Annotated in this window: 11 protein-coding genes; 6 read left to right on the top strand and 5 right to left on the bottom strand. The window is 70.3% G+C overall.

What is annotated here, in order from left to right:
- Positions 1-26 precede the first annotated feature (26 nt).
- Positions 27-1280 carry an aminotransferase class III-fold pyridoxal phosphate-dependent enzyme gene (locus AB0B91_RS10740; RefSeq protein ID WP_358318054.1) on the bottom strand — a complete coding sequence of 418 codons (1254 nt, stop codon included), beginning with the start codon at positions 1278-1280 and terminating at the stop codon, positions 27-29.
- Positions 1281-1401: 121 nt separating this feature from the next.
- On the opposite strand from AB0B91_RS10740, the gene AB0B91_RS10735 reads away from it, so the two are divergent.
- Positions 1402-2871, top strand: coding sequence for an NAD-dependent succinate-semialdehyde dehydrogenase (locus tag AB0B91_RS10735; RefSeq protein WP_358318053.1), 1470 nt, complete (start codon positions 1402-1404; stop codon positions 2869-2871).
- Between the two features lie 59 nt (positions 2872-2930).
- On the opposite strand, the gene AB0B91_RS10730 is transcribed toward AB0B91_RS10735, so the two are convergent.
- Complete coding sequence (locus AB0B91_RS10730; RefSeq protein WP_358318052.1) at positions 2931-3605, bottom strand: GntR family transcriptional regulator; 675 nt, start codon at positions 3603-3605, stop codon at positions 2931-2933.
- Positions 3606-3714: 109 nt separating this feature from the next.
- Positions 3715-4446: a maleate cis-trans isomerase gene (locus AB0B91_RS10725; protein WP_358318051.1), complete on the bottom strand. Its 732-nt coding sequence runs from the start codon at positions 4444-4446 to the stop codon at positions 3715-3717.
- Between the two features lie 215 nt (positions 4447-4661).
- Between AB0B91_RS10725 and ehuB the strand changes: the two genes are divergently transcribed.
- From ehuB to AB0B91_RS10700, 5 genes are read left to right on the top strand one after another with little or no spacing between them, the layout of a single operon-like run.
- Positions 4662-5552 (top strand): ectoine/hydroxyectoine ABC transporter substrate-binding protein EhuB, encoded by an 891-nt coding sequence (gene ehuB / locus AB0B91_RS10720; RefSeq protein ID WP_358318050.1) that lies wholly within the window; start codon positions 4662-4664, stop codon positions 5550-5552.
- 52 nt (positions 5553-5604) lie between these two features.
- Positions 5605-6306: an ectoine/hydroxyectoine ABC transporter permease subunit EhuC gene (ehuC, locus tag AB0B91_RS10715; protein ID WP_358318049.1), complete on the top strand. Its 702-nt coding sequence runs from the start codon at positions 5605-5607 to the stop codon at positions 6304-6306.
- On the top strand, positions 6303-6959 hold the full coding sequence (gene ehuD, locus AB0B91_RS10710) for an ectoine/hydroxyectoine ABC transporter permease subunit EhuD (RefSeq protein WP_358318048.1): 657 nt from the start codon (positions 6303-6305) through the stop codon (positions 6957-6959). Before ehuC ends, ehuD begins: the two co-directional genes overlap by 4 nt.
- A 52-nt stretch (positions 6960-7011) precedes the next feature.
- Positions 7012-7767, top strand: a complete 756-nt coding sequence (ehuA, locus tag AB0B91_RS10705) for an ectoine/hydroxyectoine ABC transporter ATP-binding protein EhuA (protein ID WP_358318338.1) — start codon at positions 7012-7014, stop codon at positions 7765-7767.
- On the top strand, positions 7764-10712 hold the full coding sequence (locus AB0B91_RS10700; protein ID WP_358318047.1) for an FAD-binding and (Fe-S)-binding domain-containing protein: 2949 nt from the start codon (positions 7764-7766) through the stop codon (positions 10710-10712). The genes ehuA and AB0B91_RS10700 overlap by 4 nt, the downstream gene beginning before the upstream one ends.
- Here AB0B91_RS10700 and AB0B91_RS10695 read toward each other — a convergent pair.
- The gene (locus tag AB0B91_RS10695) at positions 10698-11900 is read right to left on the bottom strand and encodes a M20 family metallopeptidase (RefSeq protein WP_358318046.1); all 1203 of its coding nucleotides are present in this window, start codon (positions 11898-11900) and stop codon (positions 10698-10700) included. The genes AB0B91_RS10700 and AB0B91_RS10695 overlap by 15 nt on opposite strands.
- The gene (locus AB0B91_RS10690) at positions 11893-13113 is read right to left on the bottom strand and encodes a PLP-dependent aminotransferase family protein (RefSeq protein ID WP_358318337.1); all 1221 of its coding nucleotides are present in this window, start codon (positions 13111-13113) and stop codon (positions 11893-11895) included. Before AB0B91_RS10690 ends, AB0B91_RS10695 begins: the two co-directional genes overlap by 8 nt.
- Positions 13114-13118: the final 5 nt, after the last annotated feature.

Genomic DNA, 13118 nt, shown 5'->3' with positions numbered 1-13118 from the left:
CGTCCATCGGGCACAGTTAGCGCTGGTCAGGCGGTCACCGCGGTCACCGCCTCCGCCCAGATCGCGCCGGCCTCCTTCACCTGCTCGGAGTTGACGACCAGCGCGGGGATGAACCGGACGACCTCTCCCCAGGCGCCGCAGGTCAGCAGCAGCAGGCCCCGCTTGGCGGCCTCCTGCTGGGCCGCGGCTGCGGTGGCGCCGTCCGGGTCTCCGTTCGCGTCGCGGAACTCGTTGCCCAGCATCAGGCCCAGGCCGCGTACGTCGGTGATGTTCTTGTGCCGGGACGCCACGTCCTGCAGCGCCGCGCGGAGTTCGGCGCCGCGGTCGGCCGAGTTCTGGACGAGTCCTTCGCTCAGGATCACGTCGAGGGTGGCGATGGCCGCGGCGCAGGCCACCGCGTTCGCGCCGTAGGTGCCGCCCTGCGATCCGGGCCAGGCCTTCCCCATGAGATCCGCGCGGGCGGCGATCGCCGACAGCGGGAACCCGGAGGCCAGGCCCTTGGCGGTGATCAGGATGTCGGCGCGGGCGGCGAAATGGTCGCCGCCCCAGAACTTGCCGGTGCGCCCCCAACCGGTCTGCACCTCGTCGAGGACCAGCAGGATCCCGTGCCGGTCGGCGCGCTCGCGCAGGCCGGCCAGGAACCGGGTGTTGGCCGGCACGTAGCCGCCCTCCCCCAGCACCGGCTCGACGAAGAAGGCGGCGGTCTCGGCCGGCGTCGTCACGGTCTGAAGGAGGTAGTCCAGCTCGCGCAGGGCGAAGTCGGTGGCTTCCTCCTCGCTCCATCCGTAGTGGGTGGGGTTCGGGAAGGGCGCGATGACGACGCCGCCCATGATGGGGCTGAAGCCGGCGCGGAACTTGGTTCCTGAGGTGGTCATCGAGGCGGCCGCGACGGTCCGGCCGTGGAAGCCGCCGTGGAAGACGACGACGTTCGGGCGGGCGGTCGACTGGCGGGCCAGGCGGAGGGCCGCCTCCACCCCTTCGGAGCCGGAATTGGCGAAGAACATGCGGTCGAGGCCGGTGGGCAGCACCTCGCCGAGCCGGTCGACCAGGTCGAGCAGCGGGCGGTGCATGACCGTCGTGTACTGGGCGTGGATGAGGGTCGCGACCTGGCGTTGGGCCGCCTCGACCACGCGCGGGTGGCAGTGCCCCGTGCTGGTGACGCCGATGCCGGCGGTGAAGTCGAGATAGCGGCGGCCGTCCTCGTCGTAGAGGTGCACGCCTTCGCCGCGGGCGGCGATGACTCCGGTTGCCTGCTTGAGGATCGAAGAGAGTTCTGCCACGAGTACCCCTCTGGTAGATTGTCGACAATCAAACTGGTAGATAACTTACAACGGCTCGCGGGCCGCGTCAGCCCCCGGAGCGGCGCCGGCGCCCAGCGGCCTCTGTCGGAAGGGACGAGAAATGACTGATCAGGCCCGTGAGCGCTCAGTCGTCGAGGCGGCTCCGAAGCAGCTCTTCATCAACGGCAAGTGGACTGACGCGTCGTCAGGAGCCACCTTCGACGTACTGGATCCCTCCACGGGCAAGGTGCTGTGCGCCGTTGCAGACGCGTCGCCCGAAGACGGGATGGCCGCCCTCGAAGCCGCCGCCGCGGCGCAGACCGCGTTCGCCGCCACCCCGCCACGGGCGCGGGCCGACATGCTCATGCGCGCCTTTCACCTGCTGCACGAGCGCATTGACGCCCTCGCCCTGCTCATGACGCTGGAGATGGGCAAGCCCCTGGCGGAGTCACGAGGCGAGATCGCCTACGCCGCGGAGTTCTTCCGCCACTTCGCCGAAGAGGCCGTCCGCGTCAACGGCGGCTACCAGGTCGCACCGGCCGGCGGCGCCCGTTTCCTGGTGACCAAGCAGCCCGTCGGGCCGTCACTGCTGATCACGCCGTGGAACTTCCCCATGGCCATGGGCACCCGCAAGATCGGTCCCGCGATCGCCGCCGGCTGCACCAGTGTCATCAAGCCGGCCGCGCAGACCCCGCTGTCCATGCTGGCCCTGGCCGAGATCCTGGCCGAAGCCGGTGTGCCCGAGGGCGTGGTCAATGTCGTGACCACGGACAACGCGGGCGCGGTCATGGAGCCGCTGATCCGCTCCGGCGTGGCGCGCAAGCTGTCGTTCACCGGTTCCACCGCAGTGGGCCGCCGGCTGCTCGAGCAGTGCGCCGACAAGGTACTGCGCACCTCGATGGAGCTCGGTGGCAACGCCGCGTTCATCGTCTTCCCCGACGCCGACCTCGACGCTGCCGTCGACGGGGCGATCGCCGCGAAGATGCGCAACTCCGGCGAGGCCTGCACCGCCGCGAACCGCATGTACGTCCACACCGACGTCATCGACGCCTTCGGTACGAAACTGGCCGAGAAGATGGCCGCCCTGCCCGTCGGGCGCGGTGTCGACGACGGCGTCCGCGTCGGCCCGCTCATCGACGCCGCCGCGCAGCGGAAGGTCCAGCAACTGGTGACCGACGCCGTCGAGCGTGGCGCCAAGGTGCTCACCGGCGGAGAGACCGGGAACGAGCCCGGCTTCTTCTACCCGCCGACGGTTCTGACCGGCGTGCCCGAGTCGGCCCGGATGCGGCACGAGGAGATCTTCGGCCCGGTCGCGCCGCTGACGCCGTTCACCAGCGAGGAAGAGGTCGTGGCGGCCGCCAACGACACCGAGTACGGCCTGGTCAACTACCTGTTCACCAACGACCTGTCGCGCGCGCTGCGCGTCGCGGAGGCGCTGGAGACGGGCATGGTCGGCATCAACCAGGGTGTGGTGTCCAACCCCGCCGCGCCGTTCGGCGGAGTCAAGGCCTCGGGGCTCGGCCGCGAGGGCGGGCCGACCGGTATCGAGGAGTTCCTGGAGACCAAGTACATCGGCATCGCCCTCGCCTGACCGGTCATGGTGGCGGCCCCCGCCACCCGAGGCCAGGTGGCGGCCCCCGCCACCCGAGGCTAGGTGGCGGCTCCCCGCGACCCGAGGCGGACCACCGCGTCGCGCATGTGCTCGATGAGCAGGCGGTCAACGAGTTCGGCATCGCCGGCGATGAACGCGTCGGCGATCTCGTTGTGCTCGGGGACGCGGTCGTCGGGCGCGGGGTAGGTCTCCTGCAGCGCGGTCACGCACATGCGGGTCTCGGTCAGCAGCGTGTGGTGCATACGGGACAGCCGAGGGCTCTGGGCCATCCGGACGAGCTCCTCGTGGAACTCCAGGTCCGCGGCGCCGATCTTCTCTCCGTCCAGCCGGTCGGAGGCCTTCTCCATCTTCTTGATGATCGCCGACAGTCGCTTACCCGCGTCGACGGGATCGCGGCGGAAGATCTCGGCGGCGGCGGCGCGCTCGACGGCGGTGCGTGCCACGTAGATGTCGTAGACGTCGTCATCGGTCAGCTCGATGACGAACAGACCGCGGTTGCGGATCGAGATCAGCAACCCCTCCTGCGTCAGGCGCTGCATGGCCTCCCGCAGCGGGCCACGGCTCACGCCGAGCTCGCGGGCCAGGTCGGCCTCGCCCAGCTGGGTGCCCGGCTGGAGCTCCCCGTGGGCGATGGCCTCACGGAGCTTGCGGGCGATGATGCTCGGCGTGGACTCGCGGTCCACGGGTCCGATGAACCTGCCCAGGGTGGTCATGCTGGTCTCCGATTCGGCTGCGACAGTGCGGCGCGGAGAGCCCGGCGTGCGTGTCGATTGTGGATTGTTCATCATCGTGATGCGGGAATCAACTGATGCCATGTCCGTGTCACCGGCGGAAGAGGGAACCCATGCCGTCGAGGCGCGTGCTCCCTCCCCCGATCCGGAGTCCTTCCCATACCGTGACCTGGTTGGCGGTGAGGACCGGCTTGCCGACGGCGCTTTCGAGGTCGTCCAGCCAGGCCAGCGAGTGCATCGCGGTGTCGGGGACCAGCACGGCCTCCGCATCGTCGACGTCACCGGAGCGCACCATGTCCGCCACCTGCTCCTTGCCGAGGGTGCCGACCTCGGCCGCCGTGAAGATGCCGTGGCTGCCCAGCGCCGCGACCTCGACCCCGCCGCGCCGCAGGAATTCCACGAAGTGCGTCGCGACGTCCTGCGGGTAGGACGCCGCGACAGCGACGCGGCTCAGGCCGAGCGCGTGCACCGCCTCGACGAAGGCGATCGAGGTCGATGAGACGGGCAGCCCCATGATCTTCGCCACCCCGTCCACCTGCTCGCGGGCGCCGTCCCAGCCGAAGACGAAGCTGCCCGAGGTGCACGCCCACATCACGGCGTCCGGAGCGTGACCGACCAGCTGCCGGGCGCCTTCGGCCAGGCGCTCGGGGCTGCCGAGGTCCAGCAGCGCGTCGACCCGGTGGGCGTCCTCACCGACCGACGTGTGCACCAGCGGCAGGCGCACGGCGCCGCCCAGCCGTCGCTCGAGGGCGGGGAAATCGTCCTCGGCGCCGAAGCCTGGGTACAGCAGACCGACGGTCGTATGACGGAGTTTTTCGTTCACGGATGACCTTTCGGCTGAGCGGTAATGCCGAGCAGAGCATGTATCGCGAGTGTTTCGAGCGCGTTCCAATATCCCGAGGGATCAATAAGATTGTTGACAATGCTACACCAGCTGATTAGCTTCGGTCAGCAACAAAGAGGCCTCGCGCCGTACCTGGCGAATCCCGGCTTCCCAACGCTGTCCCCCAGGACGGCCGCGACGATATCGGAGTCGACATGACCTACGACCCCTCGCGGAGAGCCCTCCTTCGCGGCCTCGGCGCCGCCGCGATGGCCGCGCCGCTGACCGGATTCCTGGCCGGCTGCAGCCGGACCGAGATCCCCGGCTCCGCGAGCGCCACCCAGGACCTGCTCGCGACCGGGCGAAAGCAAGGCTTTCTCCGCGTGGGCATCGCGAACGAGCCGCCGTACACGCAGGTCACCGCGGACGGAAACGTCACGGGCGCCGAGCCGGACGTGTTCCGGGCCGTGTGCAAGCGGCTGGGCATCAACGACGTCCAGGGAGTCATCACTCCGTACGCGTCGATGATCCCCGGCCTGAAGGCCAACCGATGGGACGCCATCGCGGCGGGCCTGTTCATGAAGCAGTCACGCTGCGCCGAGGTGCTCTATTCGGAGCCGGTCATCGTGTCGACGGAGTCCTTCGGGGTCAAGCCCGGCAACCCGAAGAAGATCACCACCGTCGCCGGCGTGCTCGCGAACGCGGAGCTGAAGATCGCGGTGCTGCCCGGCGGGTTCGAGGACGGGATACTCAAGACGGCCAAGGTGCCCGACGGGCAGCTGGTCAAGGTGGACGACGGGCGCAGCGGCATCGAGGCGCTGCGGGCCGGACGAGCCGACGCCTTCTTCCTGCCGACCCTCTCGCTGAAGGCCCTGCAGGAGAAGGACAAGGACTTCGAGGTCACCGAGCCGGTGGGTGACGCGCCACGGACCGGGTCCGGAGCGGCCTTCCGCCCCACGGACAAGACGTTCCTGGCCGAGTACAACAAGGAGCTCGCCGCGTTCAAGGCGACCAGCGAGTTCGCCGCGATCCTCACCAAGTGGGGCTTCGACGCGCAGATCACCAAGGGCGTCACAGCCGCCGAGCTGTGCAAGAACGCCGGCTGACCCGAGTGGGCCACCCCAGCCTCACCCCTACGGCCCAGGAGATCGACGACCCATGTCCGATGTGATCACCTACGCGCCGCTGCTGCTGCAGGGGCTGCTCATCACGCTGCTCGTCACCGTTCTCGGCGCCATCCTCACGGTGGTGACGGCGTTCACGGCGGGTCTCGCCCGCCTGTCGCAGCACTGGTGGCTTCGGTGGCCGGCCGGCGTCTTCGTCGAGGTCTTCCGCGGCACCTCTCTGCTGGTCCAGATGTTCTGGTTCTTCTTCGCGCTGCCCTTCTTCGGCTTCCAGCTCGCCCCGCTCACCGCGGCGGTGCTGGCGCTGGGGTTCAACGAAGGGGCCTACGGGGCCGAGATCGTACGTGGCACGATCAGCTCACGCGCCGCCGGGCAGAACGAGGCGTGCATAGCCCTCGGAATGGGCCGGGCGCTGCGGATGCGGCGGGTGCTGATACCCCAGTCCATCCCGGCCATGTTGCCGCCGTTCTGCAACGTGATGGTCGATCTGCTGAAGAACACCTCGCTGGTCTCGCTCGTCACGGTCGCGGATCTCACCTTCCGCGGGCAGATGGTACGCAACACCACTGGGCAGACGACGGCCGTGTTCCTCACGATCCTCGTGCTGTACTTCTTGCTCTCGACCCTGATCTCCCAGCTGATGAAGTGGCTGGAGCGGCGATTCGCCCTGGACCGCCAGTCCAAGTCGCGCCGGGATCAGCCGGGTCCGCTCGTGAAGGCAGGGATGCCCGTATGATCTGGGACTCCAAATTCGCGCTGTCGATCCTGCCGGATCTGCTTCAGGGACTGTGGGTGACCGTCCAGATCACCCTCGCCGGCACGGTCATCGCGATGCTCCTCGGCCTGGTGGTCGCGGTCATCCGGTTCTCGCGCCTGCCGGTCCTGTCAAAGCTGTTCGACTTCTATGTTCAGTTCGTCCGGGGGACGCCGCTGCTGATCCAGGCGTACTGCGCGTTCTTCATCCTGCCCAACTACGGCCTGAGCTTCAGTCCGATGGCCACCGGCATCGTCGTGATCGGCATCAACTACAGCGCCTACACGGCCGAGGTCTACCGCTCCGGAATCCACGACGTGCCGCCCGGGCAGTGGGAGGCGGCGAAGGCGCTCAATCTGCCCATCGGTGCCACCTGGACCCGGATCGTCCTTCCGCAGGCCGTCCGGTCGGTGATCCCCATCCTGGGCAACTACCTCATCCAGATGTTCAAGGACTCGGCCGTGCTGTCGGCCATCACCGTGTTCGAACTGCTGGCCCACGCTCAGGCGATCGGATCGAACAACTTCCGCTACCTCGAGCCGCTGACCATCGCGGGTCTGCTCTTCCTCCTGGTCAGCTACCCGGCCTCTCAGATGGTCCGGAGATTGGAGCGTCGACTTGCCCCCTCACATTGACACCGAGTCTGCCCCCGTACCCGAATCGACGCCCGCGGCGGACCGCGAGGTCATGATCTCCTTCGACGACGTCAGCAAGCGGTGGGGCGACAATGAGGTGCTCCGCTCGCTGAACTTCGACGTCAAGTCGGGCGAGAAGGTGTCCATCATCGGGCCGTCCGGATCGGGCAAGACCACGATCCTGCGGATCCTGATGACCCTGGAGACCCCCGACACGGGACTCGTGACGGTCAACGGCGAAACCCTGTGGGACGTCAAGCCCGGCTCGCGGCCCAAGGAGACCAAGCAGATGCGGGCGACCCGCCGGCACGTCGGCATGGTGTTCCAGCAGTTCAACCTCTTCCCGCACATGACCGCCCTGGAGAACGTCCTCGAGGCGCCCACCCGGGTGCTCAAGCTGGACAAGGAGGAGGCCCGTCAGCGCTCGGTCGAACTGCTGGAGATGGTGGGCCTGTCGAAGCACCTCGACCACAAGCCGCCGAAGCTGTCCGGCGGGCAGCAGCAGCGGGTGGCCATCGCCCGCGCGCTGGCGATGCGGCCCAAGGTGATGCTCTTCGACGAGCCCACATCGGCCCTCGACCCCGAGCTGATCGGCGAGGTGCTCAACGTCATCCGGGAGCTCGCCGTGAGCACCGACATGACGATGCTCATGGTGACCCACGAGATGCGCTTCGCCGAGGAGATCTCGGATCGCGTCGTGATGTTCGACCATGGTTCCGTGGTCGAACAGGGTCCGCCCGGAGAGATCTTCAAGGCGCCGAAGGAAGATCGCACCAAGAGCTTCCTGCACGCCGTCCTGAGCCATTGACCCGCCACTCGACGGCTTTCGACGTCGAGTCGCTGGCCACGCGGCTGACGTCCGTCCTGCGGGGGACGGCCCGCCACGACCCCGGGACCAAGGCCCTGTACAGCACGGACGCCTCCAACTACCGGCTGGTGCCCGACCTGGTCGTCGTGCCCGCCGACGTCGACGACCTCGTGGCCGCCGTGTGCATCGCGGCCGAGGTGGGCGCGCCCGTGGTGGTCCGCGGCGGCGGTACGTCCATGGCCGGCAACGCCCTCGGCGGCGTGGTCATCGACGTCTCCCGCCACGTCAACCGGATCCTCGATCTCGACCCCGCCAGTCGCACCGCCGTGGTCGAACCGGGTGTCGTACTCACCGACCTGACCGCGGCGGCGGCCCGCCATGGCCTCACCTTCGGCGCCGATCCCTCCTCGGCCAGCCGGGCGACCCTCGGCGGGATGATCGCCAACAACGCCTGCGGCGCCCACTCGGTGGCCTGGGGGACCACCGCGGACAACCTCATGGGTCTTGAGGCACTGCTCGCGGACGGCTCCCGGCTGGACCTCACGGTGCCGGCCGCCGATGCCGACACGCGGCGGCGGATGGCCGAGCTGGCCGCCCGGCCGGGCCGCGAAGGCGAGCTCCACCGCGCGATGCAGGAGCTGGCCCAGCGGAACGCCCTCGCGATCGGCCGGCGCTTCTCCGGTCTCAAACGCCGCATCTCCGGGTACGCGCTGGACCGGCTGCTGCCCGAGCACGGCTACGACGTCGCCCGGTTCCTCTGTGGCACCGAGGGCACCCTGGCGACCACCCTGCGGGCGACCGTCGGCCTGGTACCGCTGCCCGCCGCCAAGGCCCTGCTGGTGCTGGGCTTCCCCGACTCGTTCAGCGCCGCCGAATGCGTGCCCCACGTGCTCCCCCACCGGCCACTGACCATGGAATCGATCAATGACGCGCTGGTGCGGCGCCTGCCCGACCAGGTCAGGAACGACGCGGTCGCGGCGGGCCTGCCGGAGGGCGGCGCCTGGCTGCTCATCGAGGTAGCGGGCGACGACGCCGAGCACGCCGCCCGCGCGGGCCGCGCGATCGTCGCCGACCTCGACGGCGCGGGCATCCCCGCGACGTCGGCGCTGGTCACCGACCCGCGGGCGCAGGGCGTGCTGTGGCGGTGCCGGCGCGACGGCACCGGCCTCGCCACCCGCCGGGCCGACGGCGCGGAGGCCTGGGGCGGCTGGGAGGACGCCGCGGTCCCGCCGGACCGGCTCGCGACGTACCTGCGCGAGCTCGACGAGCTGATGGCGGCCCACGACCTGTCGGGCGCGTCGTACGGGCACTTCGGCGAGGGTTGCATGCACATGCGCATCGACTTCGACCTGATGAGCCGGGCCGGTCTGGCCACCTTCCGCTCGTTCGTCGAGCAGGCCACCGACCTCGTCGTACGCCTGGGCGGCTCGGTCTCCGGCGAACACGGCGACGGACGAGCGCGTTCCGAACTGCTGACCCGCATGTACGGCACCGACATCATGGGCCTGTTCCGCGAGGTCAAGCAGCTCTGGGATCCCTCCGGGGCACTGAACCCGGACATCATCGCCGACCCCGCGCCGATCGACGCGAACATCCGGCATGCCGGAGCGGCCGACCCCAAGCGTTTGCTTACGGTCTTCGCCTACCCGCAGGACGCCGGCAGCTTCGCCCAGGCACAGCGCCGCTGCGTCGGGGTGGGCAAGTGCCGGGAGTCCTCGGGCGGTGTGATGTGCCCCAGCTACCAGGTCACCCGCGAAGAACAGCACTCCACGCGGGGCCGGGCCCACCTGCTGTGGGAGATGCTCCGGGGTGAGGTCATCACCGACGGGTGGCGCTCCACCGAGGTCCGCGACGCCCTCGACCTGTGCCTGTCGTGCAAGGGATGCCTGTCCGACTGCCCCGTCAACGTCGACATGGCCACCTACAAGGCCGAGTTCCAGTACCACCACTACCGGCATCGGCTCCGGCCGCTGTCGCACTACTCGATGGGCTGGCTGCCGCTGTGGTCGCGCCTGGCGGGGCGCATGCCGAGGGTGGTCAACCGGGTGACGTCGTCCGGTCTCGCGGGCCTGCTCAAGCGGATCGGCGGGATCGCGCCCGAACGGGCCATCCCGCGCTTCGCCGACCAGCCGTTGACGGCGTGGTTCCGCCAGCGCAGCCGACCGGCCGGCGCCAGCAGCAGCAGCGGCACGCGTGGCAAGGTCGTGCTGTGGCCCGACTCCTTCACCACCTACCTCTCCCCCGAGGTCGGCCGGGCCGCGGTCCGGGTGCTGGAGGCGGCGGGGTTCGAGGTGGTGCTGCCGCGCGGCCAGGTGTGCTGCGGGCTGACCTGGATCTCGACCGGGCAGCTCGGGGTCGCCAAGCGGGTGCTGCGCCACTCTCTCGGTCTGCTCGACGACTACCTGCGGGCGGGTGTGCCCGTCGTCGGGCTGGAGCCGAGTTGCACGGCCGTCTTCCGGCACGAGGCCGTCGATCTGCTGCCCGGTGACGAGCGGGCCCAACGAGCCAAGCGGCTCACCCGCACGCTGGCCGAACTGCTGGCCGCGTACGCACCGGACTGGCGACCGCCCGACGTGGGCGGGAAGGCACTGGTGCAGCGGCACTGCCACCAGCATTCGGTCATGGGCTTCGAGGCGGACTCCGCGCTGATGCGGGCGGCGGGCATCGATGCCGAGGCCCCGGACTCCGGCTGTTGCGGCCTCGCCGGAAATTTCGGGTTCGAGCGGGGTCATTATGAGGTGTCGCGGGCGGCCGGCGAGCGGGTGTTGCTACCCGCCGTACGCGCGGCTGACCCTGAGACGGCGATCGTCGCGGACGGCTTCAGCTGCCGTACGCAGATCGGTCAGGGCACCGACCGGACCGCGCTACACCTGGCACAGGTACTCGCGGCGGCCTTGGACGCCGGTGCCGCCCGCGAAGGCGGCCCCGGCTCAGTCGGTGAGTAGCCGCATCGCGCACAGTGCGTAGGTGCGAGCCGCGACCAGGAGCTCTTCGAGGCTGACCGACTCGTCGGCCCGGTGCGCCTGCTCGGCGACCGAGCCGGGGCCGAGCACGATCACCGGAACCCCCGCGTCTCGGGCGATGAATCCGCCGTCGCACGCGGCGGTCCATCCCGCCAGCGGCAGATCGGGCCCGCCGGCGTCGCTCACCGCCCGCCTGGCCGTGGCGACCAGCCGATCGTCCGGCGCCGTCTCGAACCCGGGCATCTGCATCGTCATGCTGACCCCGACGCCCAGCCCACGCTCGTCCAGGCGCAGGGCCTCGATCCGGCCGGTCGTCTCGGCCAGCACGGTCTCCCCCTTCTCATCGGGCAGCAGGCGCCGGTCGGCGGTGATCAGGCACTCGGCCGGGACGGTGGACGTCCCGGTGCCGCCGGCGATCTGACCGACGCTCCACGTGGCGGCCCCGACCAGCGGGTGCCGCGCGTCCGACAGCTCACCGTGCCAGCGTTCGAGCTCGGTCACCACCGCGGCGGCGCCGTAGATGGCGTTGAGCCCGTCGGAGGGCTTGCCGGAGTGGGCCGCCCGCCCGGTGACCGCGATCTCGACGTACGAATCACCGCGCGCCGCGATGATCGTCTGCAGGTCGGTCGGCTCCGCCACGACGCACCCGGCGAAGCCGGAACGGTCACCGTCGGCGAGGTAGGCCCGGATGCCCTTGCCGGTCTCCTCCTCGTCGACCACGGCGGCCAGCTCGACCGGACCGGTGAGGCCGACACCGGCCCGGCGCAGCGCGGACAGCGCCACCACACACGCGGCAAGGCCGCCCTTCATGTCCGCCGAGCCGCGCCCGAACAGCCGTCCGTCGCGGACCTGGCCGCCGAAGGGGGGCACGGTCCAGTTGTCGCCAACGGGCACCACGTCGGTGTGCCCGAGCAGCAGCAACCCGGGCCCGGATCCCCCGGCGAGGACCGCCGACACGTTGGACCGGCCGGGCTCCACCTCGGTGACCGTCACCGCCAGGCCGCGCGCCTCGCAGGCGGCGGCAAGCACGTCCACGGTCGGCCCCTCCTCGCCGGGCGGGTTCTGCCCCACCGCCCGGACCAGGTCCACCGCGAGCTCGCGGATCTCGTCGAGCGTGATCAGGTCGAGGATCGCCTGTTCGGCCGCGGTGATCGCTTCCCGGTCAGCCACGCTGAGCCCCCGTCGTCACCAGGTCGATCGCGCGGCGCAACCGGCGTACACCCTCCAGGGTGCGCTCCGGGGTGGTCGACGCGAAGCACAGCCGCAGGGCGTTGCGGAATCGGCCGCCGGGCGAGAAGGCCGAGCCGGGGATGAAGGCGACCCCTTCGGCCAGCCCCACCTCGAACAGCTCCTGCGCGTCGACCTCCTCCGGCAGCGTCACCCACAGGAAGAAGCCGCCGTCCGGGCTGGTCCATCGCGCGATGTCGCCGAGGTGCTCGGTGAGCGCCCGCTGCATCCCGATCTTGCGGCGCAGGTACTCCACGCGCAGGCCGCTCAGGTGCTCGGTGAGGTGACCGTCCTCCAGGAACCGGGCCACCAGGAGCTGCGCGGGCAGGTTGGCGCAGGTGTCCATGGCCTGTTTGGCGTTGATCAGCAACTGGCCGAGCTCGGGGGCCGCGTCGACCCAGCCCACCCGCAGACCCGGCGCCAGCACCTTCGAGAAGGTACGCACCGAGAACACGTTCGCGCCCCCCTCACCCAGCTCGCGCAGGCTGGGCAGGTCCTCGCCGGCGAAGCGCAACCAGCCGTACGGGTCGTCGTCGATGACGATCGCCCCCCAAGCGCGGGCCAGCTCGATGAGCGCGAGCCGCCGCGCGAGCGACATGGTGGTGCCGGAGGGGTTCTGGAAGTTCGGGATCGTGTAGATCGCCTTCGGCAGGCGGCCGGCCCGCTCGACGAGCTCCGGCAGGGCCTCGACGACCAGCCCGTCGTCGTCGACGGGCGCTTCGAGCACCTCTCCGCCGTACGACATGACGGTGGCGCTGCCGTTGGTGTAGGTCGGCGACTCGACGACGACCAGGTCGCCGGGGTCGACGAAGAGTTTGCAGGCCAGGTCGATGCCCTGCATCCCGCCGCTGGTGATGGTCAGCCGGTCGGGGGTCGTCGCCTCGCCGGTGCCCGACAGCATGCCGAGCACCGCCTCGCGCAGCCGGGGGTCGCCCTCGGTCGCGGCGTAGTCGTAGGCGTGGGCCGAGCCCAGTTCGGCGGCGCCGATCGCGGCCAGGAGCCGCGTGGGGACCGCTTCGGCGGCGGGGCTGCCCATCGCGAAGCGGACGATGTCGTGCGACTGCTTCTGCAGCAGCGACGTGCTCGAGTCGATGACCGACCCGACCAGTCCTGCGGCCCGTGCCGCGAGCGGCACCTGCGTGGCGGTCCGTGTCATCGTGT

It is taken from the genome of Nonomuraea sp. NPDC049141 (assembly GCF_040648415.1).
GTDB lineage: Bacteria > Actinomycetota > Actinomycetes > Streptosporangiales > Streptosporangiaceae > Nonomuraea.
The sequence above is the reverse complement of the archived record's forward strand: the minus strand, read 5'-3'. Positions and strand labels throughout refer to the sequence as shown.

Coding starts and splice junctions, on each gene's coding strand:
- ehuC (WP_358318049.1), top strand. CDS start 5,605: ATGTCCGATGTGATCACCTACGCGCCGCTGCTGCTGCAGGGGCTGCTC.
- ehuB (WP_358318050.1), top strand. CDS start 4,662: ATGACCTACGACCCCTCGCGGAGAGCCCTCCTTCGCGGCCTCGGCGCC.
- ehuA (WP_358318338.1), top strand. CDS start 7,012: ATGATCTCCTTCGACGACGTCAGCAAGCGGTGGGGCGACAATGAGGTG.
- AB0B91_RS10690 (WP_358318337.1), bottom strand. CDS start 13,113: ATGACACGGACCGCCACGCAGGTGCCGCTCGCGGCACGGGCCGCAGGA.
- ehuD (WP_358318048.1), top strand. CDS start 6,303: ATGATCTGGGACTCCAAATTCGCGCTGTCGATCCTGCCGGATCTGCTT.
- AB0B91_RS10730 (WP_358318052.1), bottom strand. CDS start 3,605: ATGACCACCCTGGGCAGGTTCATCGGACCCGTGGACCGCGAGTCCACG.
- AB0B91_RS10735 (WP_358318053.1), top strand. CDS start 1,402: ATGACTGATCAGGCCCGTGAGCGCTCAGTCGTCGAGGCGGCTCCGAAG.